At 49.2% G+C, this 18825-nt stretch carries 13 protein-coding genes; 2 read left to right on the forward strand and 11 right to left on the reverse strand.

Features of this window, described 5'->3' with window-relative positions:
• Positions 1-65: 65 nt before the first annotated feature.
• From FJ444_RS09010 to FJ444_RS09045, 8 genes are all read right to left on the reverse strand, one after another.
• Complete coding sequence (locus tag FJ444_RS09010) at positions 66-3068, reverse strand: TonB-dependent receptor (RefSeq protein ID WP_140957891.1); 3003 nt, start codon at positions 3066-3068, stop codon at positions 66-68.
• A gap of 381 nt (positions 3069-3449) precedes the next feature.
• A complete protein-coding gene (locus tag FJ444_RS09015) occupies positions 3450-4304 on the reverse strand; it encodes a sugar phosphate isomerase/epimerase (RefSeq protein WP_140957892.1) in 855 nt (284 codons plus the stop codon).
• Complete coding sequence (locus FJ444_RS09020; RefSeq protein ID WP_140957893.1) at positions 4301-5872, reverse strand: rhamnogalacturonan acetylesterase; 1572 nt, start codon at positions 5870-5872, stop codon at positions 4301-4303. Before FJ444_RS09020 ends, FJ444_RS09015 begins: the two co-directional genes overlap by 4 nt.
• Positions 5873-5900: 28 nt before the next feature.
• Positions 5901-7001: a GDSL-type esterase/lipase family protein gene (locus FJ444_RS09025; protein ID WP_140957894.1), complete on the reverse strand. Its 1101-nt coding sequence runs from the start codon at positions 6999-7001 to the stop codon at positions 5901-5903.
• A 132-nt stretch (positions 7002-7133) separates the two neighbouring features.
• Positions 7134-8111 carry a glycoside hydrolase family 43 protein gene (locus FJ444_RS09030; protein ID WP_140957895.1) on the reverse strand — a complete coding sequence of 326 codons (978 nt, stop codon included), beginning with the start codon at positions 8109-8111 and terminating at the stop codon, positions 7134-7136.
• A gap of 243 nt (positions 8112-8354) precedes the next feature.
• Positions 8355-9899 carry a threonine ammonia-lyase, biosynthetic gene (gene ilvA, locus FJ444_RS09035; RefSeq protein WP_140957896.1) on the reverse strand — a complete coding sequence of 515 codons (1545 nt, stop codon included), beginning with the start codon at positions 9897-9899 and terminating at the stop codon, positions 8355-8357.
• The gene (ilvD, locus tag FJ444_RS09040; RefSeq protein WP_140957897.1) at positions 9896-11746 is read right to left on the reverse strand and encodes a dihydroxy-acid dehydratase; all 1851 of its coding nucleotides are present in this window, start codon (positions 11744-11746) and stop codon (positions 9896-9898) included. Before ilvD ends, ilvA begins: the two co-directional genes overlap by 4 nt.
• Before the next feature lie 23 nt (positions 11747-11769).
• Positions 11770-12702 (reverse strand): branched-chain amino acid transaminase, encoded by a 933-nt coding sequence (locus tag FJ444_RS09045; RefSeq protein WP_140957898.1) that lies wholly within the window; start codon positions 12700-12702, stop codon positions 11770-11772.
• Positions 12703-13252: 550 nt separating this feature from the next.
• Between FJ444_RS09045 and FJ444_RS09050 the strand changes: the two genes are divergently transcribed.
• On the forward strand, positions 13253-14764 hold the full coding sequence (locus tag FJ444_RS09050; RefSeq protein WP_140957899.1) for a YifB family Mg chelatase-like AAA ATPase: 1512 nt from the start codon (positions 13253-13255) through the stop codon (positions 14762-14764).
• Here FJ444_RS09050 and ilvY read toward each other — a convergent pair.
• Complete coding sequence (gene ilvY / locus FJ444_RS09055; protein ID WP_140957900.1) at positions 14746-15609, reverse strand: HTH-type transcriptional activator IlvY; 864 nt, start codon at positions 15607-15609, stop codon at positions 14746-14748. The genes FJ444_RS09050 and ilvY overlap by 19 nt on opposite strands.
• A gap of 156 nt (positions 15610-15765) precedes the next feature.
• On the opposite strand from ilvY, the gene ilvC reads away from it, so the two are divergent.
• Positions 15766-17247, forward strand: coding sequence for a ketol-acid reductoisomerase (ilvC, locus tag FJ444_RS09060; RefSeq protein WP_140957901.1), 1482 nt, complete (start codon positions 15766-15768; stop codon positions 17245-17247).
• A 225-nt stretch (positions 17248-17472) separates the two neighbouring features.
• Here the strand turns inward: ilvC and FJ444_RS09065 are convergent, their stop codons facing one another.
• Positions 17473-17853, reverse strand: a complete 381-nt coding sequence (locus FJ444_RS09065) for a hypothetical protein (RefSeq protein ID WP_140957902.1) — start codon at positions 17851-17853, stop codon at positions 17473-17475.
• A gap of 110 nt (positions 17854-17963) precedes the next feature.
• Complete coding sequence (locus FJ444_RS09070) at positions 17964-18269, reverse strand: hypothetical protein (RefSeq protein WP_140957903.1); 306 nt, start codon at positions 18267-18269, stop codon at positions 17964-17966.
• Positions 18270-18825 lie beyond the last annotated feature (556 nt).

Here is an 18825-nt window from a genome sequence, read left to right on the forward strand (position 1 = left end):
GCTATTAACACCACCCCTGCATATTGAACTGAGCTGGCGGCTTAACCGCCAGCTCAGGTACGCTGTTAGAACTGATAAATCACGCCCACTGAGTACTCACGGCCAGACCATTGCAGGTCAGACAGACGACGTGGACCAGCGGTGTAAGCTTTGACTTCACCTGTCAGGTTGCGGCCATCTACGTAAGCACGGAAGTTTTCGGTGATGTTGTAGATAAACTTGGCATCCAGGTAGCCTGAGTCTTCAACAAATACCGGGTTACCAGAACGGTCAGCCGCCGCTACCAGATACTCATCGCGGTAGTTGTAAGCCATACGGAAGCTCCAGGTATCGGTTTCGTAGAAAGCAGTCAGGTTGTAACTGTTTTCAGACTGAGACGGGAACGGCAGCTCTTTACCTGTTAATGAGTTGAACAGACCAACATCATCTGCACTCATGCGAGTGTAGTTAATGGCACCACCCAAACCGTTAAAGGGTTCTGGTAGGAAACTGAACACGGTAGACGCCTGTAGCTCGATACCCTTAGTGGTAACGCCCGAACCATTTACTTTCTGGCGCACATCGAAGTTACGGCCGTCATTAAAGAAATCAACGTCGAAGCGGGTTTCTGCATCAATTACCCAACTGGTGATGTCTTTAATAAAGTAGGCACCAGAAATAATGGAGTTTTCATCCGGGTACCAGTTCAGCGCTACGTCAAACTGCTTGGCACGGTATGGCTTAAGTGCCGGGTTACCCGCTGTACAGTAATCACGTAAATCATCCAAGTCTTTGCGAGAATTGCGATAAAGAGTACAGTTTGCATTCACGTTCAGGTCGGTAATTTTAGGACGCGACATTACCTTTGCAGTACCCACATACAACACCAGCTCATCTTCAATAATCGCCAGGTTCATGTTCAGGCTGGGCAGGAAGTCACTGTATTCCTCTTCAACGGTTTTACGACCGTTAAACGCATCAGGATGATCCGGATCTTCAATACCAGAGAGCGGCTCACCGGTTACCGGGTCGAGTAATACGTTACCGTCTTCATCAACCTGATCGACAATAATGCGTTCAATAACGTCGCCATTCGCCGCGGTTTGCGTTTCAACATAACGAGCACCAACGTTACCCCATAAGCGCATACCCGCCAGCTCGGTTTCAAAGTTGGCTTGCAGGTAAACGGCCTGTGTATCTACTGATACGTCGTAATTACCAGAACGCACATTCAGATCTTCACGGCTGGTAAAGTCGTTTGCGACGGCCTGGATTGCCTCAATAAACGGATAGGTGTTAATCGCCTGATAAGTACCAATGGTATTTACGCCCAGACTATAGCCATCGAACAACTGTGGCGACTGGAAGGTATTGCCGGTGATCAGCGCAATCTGGTCGTCCAAGGTCCACTGCATGCTTTCGCCTGTTTCAGGATTAGTGTACGAACGGCCTACATCGCGAATAATGTTGTATTCGAAGTTAGCATTGGCATAGCTTTGTTCACGCAACTGGCCGCCAAAGCGGATCAGTGTAATCAAATCGGAATCCGGAATATAGGTGAAGTCCAGTTTCGCCATGGTTTCATCAGACTCATCCGTAACAGGCGCATATTTATAACGGGCGCGTGAACGGTAGCTGGCCGGATCGTTTACATCAAACTTATCTGAGGTGTCAGTAGGATCACTGGCATTCACAAAATAACCCGTGTTGAAATCCCACTCAGGCATACCCTGCGCATTCAGGTCTACCTGCACGCCGGCAATACCATCCGCAGTAACATGGGTATCTTTAGAATCGATGTCCTGATCGGAGCGGGAGTGTGCCAGTAAGCCTTCCACGCGCCAACCTGCCATATCAAACTCGAATCCGGTTTCGAACATTTCGGTGGTTTGATCCCACGCGAATTGCAACGTACGGTTGGTAACCGTTGCCGCCGCAGACTCAAAATAGGTTACGTTATGCTGGTCGTCTACGATTACCGAATCTGCCTTTACGCGCGCCGCTGAATGGGTTTCCAGATGCAGGTTTAAATCCTGTGCTTCTTTGTCACGCGTGTTATAGGTATAACCACCATGCACCTGCAGATTGTCGTTAATGCGATACTGAATAACTGCATTAGCACTCAGGCGATCTTCTTCACGTCCCCAAATACCATAACGCGGCAGACGAGGCGAGAAGTCCCACCATTGTTGTTCACAGGCGGCCTTGTTTGCTGTATCAGCACACGCGGCTTTGTCGGTTACGTCGGCATACGCAGCGTCGGTGAAGGTTTTTTCCGGCGAATTGTCGTAATCGGCGAAACGCACCCATTCAGTGTTGCGAATGGCGTGGATCATGGTGTTTTTAGTGGATTTGGTTACGTTCAGCAACACACCCAAATCGTCGTCAAATTTATACACGCCTGTAACGTTAAATTTGTTACTAGGGTCATCGATCAGGTCGTTAAACTGGCCTTCTGCGGTGGCAGACAGGAAGTTCTCTTTAAATTCATTCGGCTTACGGGTGTTTACCTGCACCGTACCACCGATACCACCTTCAGTTAAGCGGGCTTCAGAACCTTTGATAACATCGAGCGACTTGATCAGCTCGGCCGCCATGTCGCGGAAGTCAACTGCACGGCTACCGCCAAAACCTTGTGCCGTTACGTTGTTTACTTCAACTCGCAACAGTCCTGGCTCTACACCACGAATACTGATTTGCTGACCTTCGCCAAAATCGCGGTCCAGCTGCACGCCAGGAATACGCTGCAGCGCTTCACCTACGTTTTTATCGGGGAACATACCAATGTCTTCTGCTACCAGTGAATCGGTAATAGTGCCTGCCATTTTTTTGCGATCCAGCGCACTGCGCTGACTAAACCGAATACCTTTTACTTCAATTACCTCGGTTGTTTCGTCGGCATTTTCTGTCTGTTCAGCAGACTGGGCAGCTGGCTGAGTTGCCGATGCTGCTTCTTGTGCCCAAACAGGCGCAGTGGCGAAACAGGCGCCGGTAAGCAGGATGGTAGAAATGCTGCTGGCGATCAGTTTACGCGTCGCAGGCAATGTACCTTGCGTGTGTGTGTTGTTGCGTTCCATGACGTTTTTCATTGTGACCTCGTTCTCTGTTCAAAGACTGGTTTTCACCAACCCGAGTAAACATATTTTTAATCTTTTGTTTACATCTGTATTGCATGCTAGTGACTGGGGCCGTATTGCGTCAACACGAAAACCATCAAATTCAGTCACGATTCGGCACCTATAATCAAAAAATTTCATATTTGAATTTATCGCTTCGACTAAACAGTAAATTCAACGGAAAAATTGTTGATTTCATCCTTGTTTTTATTTTATTTACTTCCAGATAAAACCCCTTCTTTAGTAAGGCAATGTAGCTAAATGCCTTAATATTCGGGGGATATGCCTCACAAAATTACGCATTTTGCAGGCTTTTGCGCTTGCAACCCCTTCTCCACAAAGTTACAAGCACATTTAATCAGTTTGGGTCTGTGCAGCATCAACAAAGCGTAAAATCTGGGCGACATTTTGTTGATTTGTACTCTCCAGAATTACATGCACATGGGGCTTTTTCTGCTTCAGCAGATTGAACAAATGCACGTGATCCATGTCGCCGGTTCCCGACGGTAAATCGCCGGTCTTTTGACCATTTTGTTTAACAAAGTCCTTACAATGAATAGCAACTATGTGCTCGCCGAAGGCATCAAATGCCTCATCCATTAGCTTTTGCTGATCGTCACAAGCGTCCAGCGGGAAAAAGTTTACCGGGTCGTATATCACCTTTACGTTTGGCGAATTCACTTCAGCCAGCAACGCGTTCATGCGCTCGTAGGTATTTATGGTGTGATGATGTGCCACACCCTCTATGCCAACAAACACGCCGTGTCGCTCTGCCACACCGGCCAGACGTTTCACACTTACCACCAGCTCGTCAAATGCGGCCTGGCCGTGGTTGTCGGGGTGGTAGGTACAATCGGCATTGCGCGATCCGGTTTCGGTACCCACAATGGCGCAGCCAAAGTCCCTGGCAAACTGCAAATGTTCTTCAAATCGTTGCAAAGCCCGCTCACGCTCTTCGGGATCCGGATGAATGGGATTGATGTAACAACCGAGCACTGCAATATTAATGTCGTGGCGGGCAAATACATCGCGCACATAATTACCAAAGCCCGGGCTAATTTGCCCTGGTTGCTCAGAAATGAACGGAAATGATTTGGGCAATGCCAATTGCACACAATTAATCGGGTACTGGCCAATACGTTGTGCGATTTCGGTTACGCTTCCCTGTCCGTAGTCATGTGCCCGAACGCCAATATTGATCAGACTCATTTGTCCTCCACCGCTACAGAATCCACTACCGCCAGTCCCAGCATAGGTGCCAGTTGTTGTGCCACAATGCCTGCTGTATCGATGGCGCCAGCTTTGCTGGTGTGGGTGCGTTCATCGCCAAACATAGCGTCTACACGCTGCGGTCCAAGCTCGTCGTAACGTGCTGCCACCAGCGTATGTAAATCAATGAATGACGTCTGACTTTGTCTGGCTACCTGTGCAGCCCACTGCGGATAACTGTTTTCAGCTCTGGCGATACGGGGGGCGTCATCCAGCCACACTTTGCGCGGCACGGGTGAGCAAATCACCGGGATAACACCACGGGCGCGCGCTTCACCGATCATCTGGCGCAGGTAGCTGCCATAGGTGTATACCGTTTCGCGCTCTCCGGTAAGCATGTTGTCGATGTCGACCTGTTCGTAACCAATGCCCTTAATGGTGCCTCTTGCCCGGCTGTCATCGTTGAGCGCTCCGGCATCGTTGTGGCCGAACTGAATTAGTACAATATCCCCGGGCTTCATCATATTCAGCGCCCGTAGCCAGTGTCCCTGGGTAATGAAGGTACGGCTGGACAAGCCGCCTACCGCACGATTCACAAAGTTAACAGGGGGATTACCCAACCAGTCGTCAACAAAGTCGCCCCAGCCCCACTGACCATCGCGGCCGTCTCCCCAGCCATTGCGAACCGTAGAATCGCCCACCATAAATACACTGCGACGATGCACATCAGGTACAACCGGCAAGCGCACAAACGTCCAGTCGTAAGGCGTAACCGCTCTCCCTTTGTCTGAATACACAGTGTTATCCAGCGAAGGGCGCAAGCCTTTAAGTGCGCTAACCATCAGTTGAGCATGCAGATCAGCGCCTTCGTTATGGTAATGGGTATGATCTTTCGGGTATAACGCTGCAACGCCTTCTTTGCCCAGCAATTCCAGTGCATCTGCGGCGGCATTGGTTAAGTCGATGTAAGGCGTTCCCAGCTCCCACGCCAGCTGATACATCCAGTAGCCATACTGACCCGAACCACGCTCAATTCGGTGCTCCTGCCATAAATTGCGCACCGAGAGTGATGCCAGTACTGGCACAGCTTGCTTTGCCTTAACTTCCGCAACCATTTGACGAATGTAATGGCCAAACGAGAATACGCGTTCTTGCTTACCGGTTAGTTGATTAACGATATCAATGTGGTCGCTACCAATACCCGGCAGTGTGCCACGTGCTCTGCGATCATCGTTTACCGGGCTACCGTCGTTATGTCCAAACTGAATAATAACTACATCCCCTGGGCGCACATCATCTATTAACGCCTGCCACAGACCTTCTGTAATAAACGTTCTGGAACTGCGTCCACCCCGCGCACGGTTGTCTACGGTTACCTTGTCGGCGTCGAAATACGCTTTGAAAGGTTCGCCCCAGCCCTGATGGTCGGCATTGGTATAACTGGCTGCGGTAGAGTCTCCCGCAATAAAGATGGCAGACGGCGTAAGCGGCGCTTCGTCTTTGCTCAAACACGCACCACTGATAAAGAGTAAAGGCAGCATCAGGGCCTTGATTAACGTTGACTTCATAACGGTAGTCGTCCTTTTACGTAAACACTTAGCGCAGTGCTTGCGCCAGCGATAAATCCTGTTGTTTGATTGCGTCAATCACTAAACCGGCAAACACCCTTGCCCCCGCTTCGTTGGTATGGGTGCGGTCATTCGTTACAAAAAACGTTTGTGCTGTAGTTTGTCCTAATGGCTGTGCCCACTGATTAGACAAGCTGAGCAGGTCGATGTAGGGCACATTTTCGCGGGTCGCAATACCCTGAAGTGCCGCCGGGATATTCAGCTGTGGCCACTGGTGTTGTTTTGCCAGCGGGATGCCATGATTACGCAGCATTGGAGAAATCAGTACCGGCTGTGCATCGCGCGACCGGATAAAATGAATCAAATCGGTTAGACGCTGGGTATACACATCCTGAGGTGTGGTTTTGTCGTTGTGGCCCAATTGGATCAGCACTACATCGTTAGGTGTTAACTGTTCCGCAATAGGCACTAACAGTTCACCGTCGAAGGTGTTGAACGCTTCGGTGCCTTCACCAGAATCAGCGTAGTTCACTATTGAAACTGTGTCGTTGAAATACGCGGGTAACACTTGCCCCCATCCGCTAAAACGGTCGGTGGCCGGTTTGTCCCACTGTGGGTTTTGATCGCATACGGTTGAATCGCCAATCACAAACACGCGCTGCACCGGTTCAACGGGAGTTACACTGATACTGTTAATGCCCTGCAACCCTTGTGGCAGCCACAGTGTAGCGCCGGGTAATCCTGCATAGGTGTCCTGTTGAATGGGCTGGCCGTCGGGTTGACGCGTATTCACAATAAACCGCAACGTGTTTGCGTGTGTACTATCTGATTTCACGCTGGCAATGCCTGCGTCGTACATAAGTCTTCGCGATTCAGCGTAGAGCGCCATGTTATCAAACGAAGAAGCCTGTACTTCTATTGCATAGTGTGAGGTTTGCGCCCCCAGGTCCGGGAAGTGGCAGGCAACCGGCGTATCCGCTGATGCCGCTAAACAAAGCGACTGTAATTCGGCTGCATTGTAGGTAATGGAGTGATCAGAAGGCGCTTTGCTGCCTGCACTACAGGCGGTAAGACTGGCGGCGAGAGTAACCAGAGAAAAGGCAAAACGCAGCGGTATCTGCAACATCATGTAAAACCCTAATTAACAAGATGTAAAAACCTTAACACCCAAGCGAAAACACTCAAATACCGTCATCACTTTAGGCTCCATATATCAAAAAATTATGCCGCATTTGAAACAAATGAAAGTGACACCGTGTGGTTACAGGCTACCAACCAAACTGCGTGGAACCACCAGCACAGATCCATGGCGTGTACCGGGGGGCATAGTGAGCTGGGGGGTAAGATTTTCCCAATCAGTAAAGTTGCGGGTGCGCATAACACCAAAGCTGTGATCGATATACTGGTCGTAATACACGTAGTACCAGCCGCGCCAGAACACTGCGGCAGGGCCTTCTGCCCACACGCCACCGGGCGTAAAGGGCGCTAAGCGTTTTTGCCAGGGGCCTTCAAGACTGGAAGCGCGGGTAATAAACAGATTTTTTGCAGGTGGATAACGGGTTTCATCCTTGGCAATCATAACGTATTCATTACCCTGTTGAATCAGGGTGGAGTCGATTACGTTAAAGCCGGGCTCGTAAAACAAACGGGTGGGGGAATAGGTTTTGAAGTCTTTAGTACTGGTAGCATAAATGCGGTGATCCCAGCCTTTGTCGGCTTGCTTCTCGGAATCGGGGTATTTGCCTGGTAGCGTTGATGCCCAATAGATCCAGTAGCGTTGGGTGGTTTCGTCATAAAAAATCTCGGGCGCCCAAGCATTTCTGGCCTCAGGGAAATCAGCCATCACCGGCAGGAACTGTTGTTCGCTCCAGTCTTTCAGGTTTGAGGAATGCGCAATGCCAATGCCAGCATCTTCCCAACCGGACGTCCAAACCATATGAAATTGCTGACCCGGCCCCTGAATAATCACCGGGTCGCGCATCAATTGGGTACCCACTTTGGGCGTAAGAAACGATTGGTCCTGCCGGAGCGCCTGCCAATTGAGGCCGTCCTCACTCACCGCCAGATGCAGTCCATCCTGACCATTTCCACGAAAAGACGCGAACAACAGCACGGTATCGTTATCTGTCGCCAGTATATGCGAATCATCCGTTGTACATGCCGCTAGCACCAGGCAACACAGTATGACCCCTACACATCGCGATAACTCACTGATTTCCCTAAAGCAACGGCTACTCATCCGGATCCCTGACAAATTGTAATACAAATTAATATAGCAATATTTTTACGAAATTAACAAAGTTGTCAAAACTAAGTAGCAGTTTGTTTCAGAAGTGAACAGATATGATTAAATTTGAGCAGTGAGTACAGTGATACTAAGTAAGAGTGTGAGTGAGTAAGTGAGTGAGAACTGCCGGACAAGTGAATAGATCGCATTGACCGGCAGAATGGCAAAACCTGATTTTTTGAAGCTCAGACCCACTCAGGCCCTGGCAGGCTCCGACAGGAAGAATCGGTACGCGGCGTTAGCGGTAACATCCTGATATTCGTAATTGAGTGCCGCAACGTGTTCATCGAACGCTGCACGGCTGTCTGGTGGAATATCAAAGCCAGCCATCACTAACCCTTCAGCTGCACCATGGTTGCGATAATGGAACAGCGTAATGTTCCAACGCTCACCCAGAGTATTCAGGAAGTTAAGCAATGCCCCCGGGTATTCCGGAAACTCGAAGCTAAACACGACTTCGTTGAGAATAGTGGGTGGTCTGCCGCCCACCATATGACGTACGTGCAGTTTTGCCAGTTCGTTATCCGACAGGTCAAAACAGGCATAGCCTTTACCGGTAAGCTCGGCTAACAGCAACTGGAACTCTTTACGGCCACCACGCAATTTAATACCTACAAAGATATGCGCTTCGTTTTCGCTGGCGTAACGGTAATTAAACTCTGTAATGGTGCGTCCACCCAAACATTCACAAAACTGCTTGAATGCGCCTTGATGCTCGGGAATTTTTACTGCGAATACCGCTTCCTTTTGCTCACCCAGCTCACAGCGTTCCGACACATAGCGAAGCGTATGGAAATTGGTATTGGCGCCACACAATATGCCGCCCAGTTTCTTGCCGGTAATATTGTGTTCGTTCACGTATTTGCGAATGGCCGCAATAGACATTGCTCCAGCTGGCTCTGCAATTACCCGGGTGTCGTCGAAAATGTCTTTAATAGCCGCACAAATTTCGTCGTTGCTTACCGTCATCACTTCGTCGATGTACTGATTGCAAAGACGGAAGGTTTCGCTACCCATCAGCTTTACTGCCACGCCATCGGCAAAAATGCCTACAGTGGGCAAACTTACCGGTTTACCCGCCGCTTTTGCGGCAACAAAACAGGCTGATTCTTCCGACTCTACGGCAATCAGCTTAATCCCGGGCTTGAGCTGTTTGAGGTAAACCGCAATACCGGCCGCCAGACCACCGCCGCCTACCGCAATAAACAAGGTATCGATATTGGGATTTTGCTCGAGTAACTCGCGAGCAATAGTACCCTGACCCGCAATGACATCCGGATCGTCAAACGGCGGGATAAGCGTGTAGCCATGCTCCGCGCTTAACGCTCTGGCGTGCTGACTGGCTGAGTCGAAGTTAGTACCATGCAGCACAATATTGACGTGCTGTCCGCCAAAGCGGCGCACCGCTTCAATTTTAATGTCTGGTGTGGTTTCTGGCATCACAATAGTGGCCTGTACGCCTTTCATATTGGCAGAATACGCAACACCCTGGGCGTGATTACCTGCTGAGGCGGCAACCACCCCCGCATTGAGCTGTGCTTCGGTTAAACTGGCGATACGATTATACGCACCGCGCAATTTAAACGATTTAACGGGCTGCTGATCTTCCCGTTTCAGGTAGATCTCATTGCCAAGTTCGGCAGTCAGTCGCGACAGCAATACCAGATCGCTGTTCACCGCAACGTCGTAAACCGGTGCCAGCAGGATTTTCTTCAGATAGTCGATATCACTGACGGTCATAGATCTTCCAGTTTCGACGGGTCGCGCACCGCGCCTTTATCGGCACTGGTGGCAAGCATGGCAAAAGTCTTCAGCGACAATGACACCTCACGCTGGCGATTCACCGGACGCCATGGGCGCTCAGAGGCTTCCATCGCCGCTCTGCGGGCATCCAGTTCAATATCGGTAATCGCAATATTAATGGTGCGGTTCGGGATATCAATTTCAATGGTATCGCCTTCCTGTACCAAACCAATGCCACCGCCACTGGCCGCTTCAGGCGAACAGTGACCAATCGACAGACCCGACGTACCGCCCGAGAAGCGACCATCGGTAATCAAGGCACAAGCTTTACCTAACCCTTTAGATTTCAAATAGGAAGTAGGGTAGAGCATTTCCTGCATACCCGGGCCGCCTCTTGGGCCTTCGTAGCGAATAATAACCGCATCACCCGCCTGAATTTTGTCGGCCAGAATGCCGGCTACTGCGTCGTCCTGGCTTTCAAAAATACGCGCACGACCGGTAAATTTAAGAATAGATTCGTCTACACCGGCGGTTTTCACGATGCAGCCGTTTTCCGCCAGGTTGCCATACAATACCGCCAGGCCACCGTCTTTGCTGTAGGCATGTTCCATATCACGGATACAACCCTGGCTGCGGTCGGCGTCTGCGTCATCCCAACGGCAATCCTGACTAAAGGCTTTGGTGGTACGAATACCGGCCGGGCCCGCACGATAGAATGTAATCGCATCGGTGTTTTCTGGATTGGTAATATCCCAATCAGTGATCACATCACTCAGGGTTTTGCCCAGTACGTGTGAACAGTCGCCGTGTAACAATCCGGCTTTGTTGAGTTCATTTAAAATACCCAGTACGCCACCGGCACGGTGTACGTCTTCCATATGGTATTTCTGAGTAGACGGTGCCACTTTACACAAGTGCGGCACTTTACGGGACAAACGATCAATGTCATCCATAGTGAATGGCACTTCACCTTCCATTGCCGCTGCTAACAGGTGCAAAATAGTGTTGGTTGAGCCGCCCATGGCAATATCCAGGCTCATGGCGTTTTCAAACGCGCGGAAGTTGGCAATATTGCGAGGCAATGCGCTGGCATCGTCGTTTTTGTACCAGCGATCACACAGCTCCACAATGAGCTTACCAGCCTGTTTAAACAACCCTTCTCGGTCAGCATGCGTAGCCAGCAGTGAACCGTTACCCGGCAGAGACAAACCCAGCGCTTCGGTTAAACAGTTCATTGAGTTTGCTGTAAACATACCCGAGCACGAACCACAGGTAGGGCAGGCCGAACGTTCAATTTCGTTGGTGTCGGCGTCGGACACTTTATCGTCAGCGGCCGCAACCATGGCGTCTACCAGGTCAAGCTTGATGATCTGATCAGACAGCTTGGTTTTACCGGCTTCCATTGGACCACCCGACACAAACACTACCGGAATGTTCAGGCGCATTGACGCCATCAGCATTCCTGGTGTGATTTTGTCGCAGTTGGAAATGCACACAATCGCATCGGCGCAGTGAGCATTAACCATGTACTCAACCGAGTCGGCAATAATTTCACGGGAAGGCAGGCTGTACAGCATGCCGCTATGCCCCATTGCGATACCGTCATCGACCGCAATAGTGTTAAATTCTTTTGCAACACCACCCGCAGCTTCGACACTGCGAGCGACCAGCTGACCCATGTCTTTAAGGTGAACGTGACCAGGCACAAACTGTGTGAAAGAGTTGGCTATGGCAATAATGGGTTTACCAAAGTCTCCGTCTTTCATACCGGTGGCACGCCAAAGCGCGCGCGCACCTGCCATGTTGCGGCCTTGAGTTGTGGTTGCAGATCGTAATTTAGGCATAGCGTTTCGTCCCGTTGGGGTAATTATTTATAAACCGGTGTTAACCAGTTCCACTTGTCTTCGGTGGTGCCGTTAAACAAACCGAAGAACATGTCCTGGATTTCTTTCGTGATAGGCCCACGACCGCCTTTACCCACAGTGATACCGTCTACGCTGTTCACAGGGGTCACTTCTGCGGCCGTACCGCACATTAAAATTTCGTCGGCCAGATACATGGCTTCACGCGGGATATTCTCCTCGCGGATTTCATAACCCAGTTCTTTCGCCAGGGTGATCACAGTGTCGCGTGTGATACCAGGCAAAATAGCCGCTGTTTTTGGTGTGGTGCTGATCACGCCATTGCGGATCACAAAAATATTTTCGCCGGCACCTTCACTGATATAGCCATTGCGATCCAATGCGATACCTTCGCCGTAGCCATGACGACGCGCTTCCATTGAAATCAGCTGTGAGGACAGGTAGTTACCACCAGCTTTTGCACCCGTAGGCATAGTGTTCGCCGCCAAACGGTTCCACGAGGAGATACCCGCGTTCACACCGTTTTTCAGAGCTTCTTCACCCAGGTACGCGCCCCACTCAAATGCGGCGATTGTGACTTCAGTTTCCTGACCAAATGGCACCTGTAAACCCATACCAATATCGCCATAAAACGCGATAGGACGGATATACGCAGATTTCAGATTGTTTTTCGCAATGGTGTCGATAGTCGCCTGATTAATTTCTTCAAGCGTAAATGGGATCGTCATGCGATAGATTTTTGCTGAATCAAACAAACGCTGGTTGTGCTCGTTCAGACGGAATACACAGGTGCCCTGATCCGGCGTATTGTAGGCGCGAATACCTTCAAATACCGATGAGCCATAGTGGATTGCATGCGACATTACATGCACAGTGGCTTCTTTCCACGGAATGAGTTTACCGTTAAACCAAATTAGTTCAGCAAGTTGCTTAGCCATGACGTTTCCTTAAAAAGTGCGAGTGTTGTCTTCACTCTGTAAGCGCAGTCTGCACGCGGCAAACCGCCTGTATTAATTTCGCGTCAAATGATACATGAGCACAGCAATTGACCCAATCCAATGAGCCATTTTTCACACAACATCTGTGTAAAGCTCCAGCGGACCACGGGGAAATTGATATTTAATGCACGCAAAAATGCAGCTGGCACTGTATCAAAGCGCAGGCATTGGCGAGGTTAACGCAAGTTCGGAAATTGTGTTGGCTGATGGCAACAACAGTGTCTGGCTAAGGAACACCGTTAGTGCGAGGCATAAGAAATATCACGGATCAACGGCTTTGATCAAGCCAAATCAAGCTGGCTGGTGCATTTTTATACCAGGTCACAACACCTTTCGCTGCACATTCATAGCGTTAGTCATTGCTCTCCCTTGCACGAAATTCAGCGCCTGATATTCAGCGGGCATAACTGGCCTTTTGCGCAGTAGGTAAGTTAACCGGGGCACTTTACACTGCACTCATGGGCTGGCAAACACAAAAGGAAGGCATAGCATGGGGCTAGGCATTGTTTACACCCGCGCGGCAACGGGTATTGATTCGCCGCGCATTAAAGTAGAAGTGCACCTGTCGAATGGCTTGCCATCGTTTAAGCTGGTGGGATTGGCTGAAACAGCAGTGCAGGAAGCGCGAGAGCGCGTTCGCAGCGCATTAATTAACTGCGGATTTGAATTCCCCGGACGGCGCATTACGGTAAATCTTGCCCCAGCCGACATTCCCAAAAGTGGTGGTCGCTATGATTTAGCCATTGCCCTGGGGTTATTAATTGCCCAGGGTTTGTTGCCTCAGCAGGCCCTTGATCATTATGAGGTAATTGGCGAGCTGGGCCTGAATGGTCAGTTACGACCGGTATCCGGCTTACTGCCCGCAGCAATGCGCTGTGCTGATGACGAACACCTAATGATGTTGCCATGCGACAATACCCAGGATATTCAGCTTGTTGACGGCCTGCGATACCTGCCCGTAGATTCGCTGATGCAGGTATTTCTGCATTTGAGTAAACAAAAGCCACTGCAAATCAGTACGGCTCAGTGTGATGTTGCATATGCGCAGCTTTCACCAAAATGGGACGACATTATTGGTCAGCAGCAGGCAAAACGCGCGCTTACCATTGCTGCAGCTGGAAAACATAATCTCCTGATGGTGGGACCGGCTGGGACGGGCAAAAGCCTGCTGGCCAGCCGGTTAGTGCAGTTACTGCCGCCGCTTACGCATGAACAGGCACTGGAAGCGGCGGCATTGTATTCCATTAAAGGCGAATCCCGCGACAGCGCCAACTGGTACACCCCGCCTTTTCGATCGCCACACCATACGTCGTCAGCAATTGCTTTAACCGGTGGCGGCACGCATCCGTCACCGGGTGAAGTATCGCTGGCTCACAACGGTGTGTTGTTTCTGGATGAATTGCCCGAGTTTGGTCGTCAGGCGCTGGATGTGCTCAGAGAACCTTTAGAGACTGGCGATATTTGTTTGTCTCGCGTATCCGGGCAGGCCCGGTATCCTGCCAATTTTCAGTTCCTGGCGGCAATGAATCCAAGCCCTACAGGCGATATCAACGACGGCCGCAGTACTCCTCAACAAGTACAACGCTATTTGAGCCGTCTTTCCGGCCCCTTGTTAGATCGCATCGATTTACAAATAGAAGTGCGCAAGCCTGAACAGTATTCACTGGCCACGCCGCCATCTGGTGAAGACAGCGCGATTGCCGCAAAAGCCCAGGTAGAACGTGCCATGCAGCGACAACTAACACGACAGCAAAAAGCCAATGCTGAACTCAGCGTGGCGGAACTCACCGAACATTGCAAACTGGATGACGAGAGCTTTACTTTTTTAAGTCGCGCTGCTACCAAACTCAATTTGTCGATGCGCGTGTTTCATCGCACAATAAAAGTGTCGCGCACCATTGCCGATTTAGACGGTACAGAAAACATTACTCACCGCCACATTGCGGAAGCCCTGGGATACAGGGCACTGGATACCCTTATTCGTCAGTTCAACACCAGTTGAAACAACGCATCAATCAACGGCTCAGTTCTGCGCTTTTCCAGGCATGCCAGCCCGAGTTCGTAGGACCCGATATCGTCAACCAGTATGCGGGTTACATTGTTTGTCATGCCACTGTGATCCAATACAACCTGCGGCACAAAACCCACACCACAACCCAGTGCAACCATTGACACAATCGCTTCATTTCCTCCCACTGAGGCGTACACATTTGGCCGTATGCCATGTTCTGCAAACCAGTGGTATACAATACGCCGGCTCGGACCTTGCTCCGGCAACACAACCTGATATTTTCGCCAATCCACCTGACTTAGCTGGGTTAAACGCCATTCCCGGGGGGCAATAAGTACCAGCGGCACATGATCCATCCCGGTAAAACATAAATCGGTAGGAAAGCCGGGTGTATAAATGGCGATGGCTACATCGCACTTCTTCTGCTTAACGTTATCAATGGCAATACCCGGATCGCCGGTAACCAGGCGAATATCCACCCCGGGATAATGCTGACGATATCGCGACAGCAGCGCCGGTAAATGACTTTGACTGGCAGTAACGGAGCAATAAAGACTAAGCTCACCCTTCAGGGATTGCTCGTCAGTACTGAGTTCTTGTCTGACCTGTTGCCATTCCTTCAGCACGGTTTCGCTGAAATTAAGCAACTTGTGACCGCCGTGGGTGAGGGCAACGGTTCGGTTGTCACGCTTGAACAATACACACCCACACTCTTCTTCCAGCCTTTGTATTACGCGGCTTAGCGTGGAAGGCGACACATACATGGCCTCGGCAGTGTCACCAAAATGTAAGCTTTTTGCGAGATGATTGAAGAGTTGTAAACTGCGAAAATCCATGAGTATTTCACTTTTTGCAATACTGTTTTGCAAATATATCATTTTTCAAAACGAATGGGGTAGCGTATTGTTCGCTGCAAGTCGTCATTGACGAGGTCATCCCTGCCGAGTGAGGCAAGGGATCACGACAGAAAGAAGTTCGGAATTATTATATTTATGGCTAATTATTTTAACACCCTGTCTTTACGTCAGCAGTTAGACCAGCTGGGTCGTTGCCGCTTTATGAAGCGCGAAGAATTTGCTGATGGCTGTGAGTTCCTGAAAGGTAAGAAAATTGTCATCGTTGGCTGCGGTGCACAAGGTCTCAACCAGGGTCTTAACATGCGTGACTCCGGGTTAGACGTAGCGTATGCACTGCGTCAGGCAGCAATTGATGAGAAGCGTGATTCTTATCAGCGTGCAAATGGTAACGGTTTTAAAGTAGGTACGTATCAGGATCTGATCCCTACTGCTGATCTGGTTTACAACTTAACACCAGACAAACAACACGCCAGCGTAGTGGAAGCGGTTATGCCTCTGATGAAAGAAGGCGCTGCATTAGGCTACTCGCATGGTTTCAACATTGTTGAAGAAGGCCAGCAAATTCGTAGCGACATAACTGTTGTAATGTGTGCACCTAAGTGTCCTGGAACTGAAGTACGCGAAGAATATAAGCGTGGTTTTGGTGTACCGACACTGATTGCGGTTCACCCTGAGAACGATCCGAAAGGTGAAGGCTGGGATATCGCAAAAGCACTGGCAAGCGCCACTGGTGGCGACCGTGCAGGTGTTCTGGAGTCTTCATTTGTTGCTGAAGTAAAATCTGATTTGATGGGTGAGCAAACCATTCTGTGTGGTATGCAACAAGCCGCAGCGATTCTTGCTTACGAGAAAATGACTGCTGATGGCATTGACCCTGCTTATGCGGCTGCATTGATTCAGTACGGTTTGGAAACCATTACTGAAGCACTGAAAATCGGCGGCGTAACCAACATGATGGACCGTTTGTCTAACCCGGCAAAGGTTAGAGCTTTCGAGCTGTCAGAACAGTTAACTGCATTGCTTCGCCCCTTGTTCGAGAAGCATCAGGACGACATCATCAGTGGCGAATTCTCTCGCACTATGATGGAAGACTGGGCAAATGGCGATGCAAACCTGCTGAAATGGCGTGAAGAAACCGGCCAGTCTGGTTTTGAGAATGCGCCTAAGTACGAAGGTAAAATCAGTGAACAGGAATTCTTTGATAATGGCATTCTGATTGTTGCCATGATCAAGTGCGGTGTAGAAGTTGCGTTCGACGTGATGGTTGAAGCGGGTATTTTACCTGAGTCTGCATACTATGAGTCACTGCACGAAACACCACTGATTTCTAACACGATTGCGCGTAAGCGTTTGTACGAAATGAACGTGGTTATTTCTGACACAGCTGAATACGGTAACTACCTGTTCGCTAACGCAGCAGTGCCATTGTTACGTGAGAAATTCATGCCACACATCGGTACCGATGTGATTGGTAGAGGTCTTAACGCCAAATCTAACCAGGTAGAAAACAAGCGCCTGGTAGATATTAACGAGGCTATTCGCAGCCACGGCGTTGAGTCTGTAGGTAAGAAATTACGCGGTTACATGACGGATATGAAAGCCATCATTGAAGCGTAGACAGTTTCTGTCGTTAGGTGCTTAACCAAGCCCTTTTGCCCGACCAATTTGGTCGGGCTTTTTTATGTCCGCGATTTACCGGTTTAATTGCGCTAGCGCCTGTCATCCCTGAATCCCTTATTTCGTCATCCCTGAATCGCGAAGCGATGTCAGGGATCTCATCATAGGGCAGGCCAACAAAAGCCCGCCCCAAAAATGACATAAACAGCACATATGCTGTTCTAGCTATACCTTTTTGCCAGCGACGAAGAGAAATATTGAATAACCAATAACAGCAAAAAACAGAATGGCCCCTGTAGATTGGTTTTTACCAACAAATTCGCTCTTGCTATAGATTACCCTGGCACCTATAGATATCTGGACTACTTTTGACTCCCCTTCCGCATTGTCGAAGTAGGTAAAAGAGGTCTTCTTGCCGATCAGTCTATTGGGTTCATTATTACAGCCTGTTCGGTTAACGAATTCCTTCATTACATAAAACTCAGTTGGGCTGCCTGAAATAGTAAAATAGGGCTTTGCGTACTTACCTGTTGGGCACGCTAATGTTTCAATACTCTGAGCAATAACAGGCTGTGTTTCGCTGCTAATTGGCGTGTTATACATCATCTTTATGGATAGCAATCCAGTAAAACTAACATTCCTAACCGAATAACAGCGACATATCTTTTCATTTACGTGTTTGCGACCCTGCATACCCCAGTGAGCGGCATAATTTTTTATTCGTTGTTTAATGGTTTGTGTTTGGTGAAGTACTTTTGATAAATACCGTAGCCCCCTTGCCAAAAGGATAGCGCTGACAGTCCTAAACAAAAAATAACAAGAAGCCAGAACATTTCACCATCTGCTCTTTCAGTGAAAAACTCACCTTTGCCTGGAATGTAAAGAGTTCCGGTAACAATGGCTATTACACATAGAATTGACACAACAATTGCAAATATAAATTTCCACCAAATAGTAAACGCTGTCTCATCTTCCTTAATTAAAAACACATATGCTCCAACGATAGCTAATTCTTCTAACACCGGCGAACACTATATTGGCGTTTCAACTGAGTTAGCTTGCAATCAGTTTTTGGTACTTTTACTGCTCAAAACCCTGTATAGCAAGGTTGCCGAAAATAATAAAACAAATGACAAGGCAATACCCCACGTAAACCAAAATGCAGCGTATTGAAACCCTCTATTGTTAGCATATAAATCAGGTGACGGGTTCACGGTTAATACTTCCATCATTCCTGACGCGTATGCTTCGCCGAGAAAATGGATACCACCGCATCCAAGAACAAAATATATCGCGACTAAAGTTCGCCTGAAAATCCTACTCATACATGTCTCATTTGTTACGAGGAATTCACTGTAACACGCGGTCTTACATATCTTCACTTTCATCGCAAAATTTAATGATTGTTGATTCGAACAAGGTTATTTCTGATTCACCAACCTTTTTGAATAGATCCCTGACATCGCTTCGCGATTCAGGGATGACGCAAAGGAGTAGATTTCTGATTCACCAACCTTTTTGAATAGATCCCTGACATCGCTTCGCGATTCAGGGAAGACGGATAGGGGTAGATTTCTG

The sequence above is a fragment of the Aestuariibacter sp. GS-14 genome (assembly GCF_006494365.1).
GTDB lineage: Bacteria > Pseudomonadota > Gammaproteobacteria > Enterobacterales > Alteromonadaceae > Alteromonas > Alteromonas mangrovi.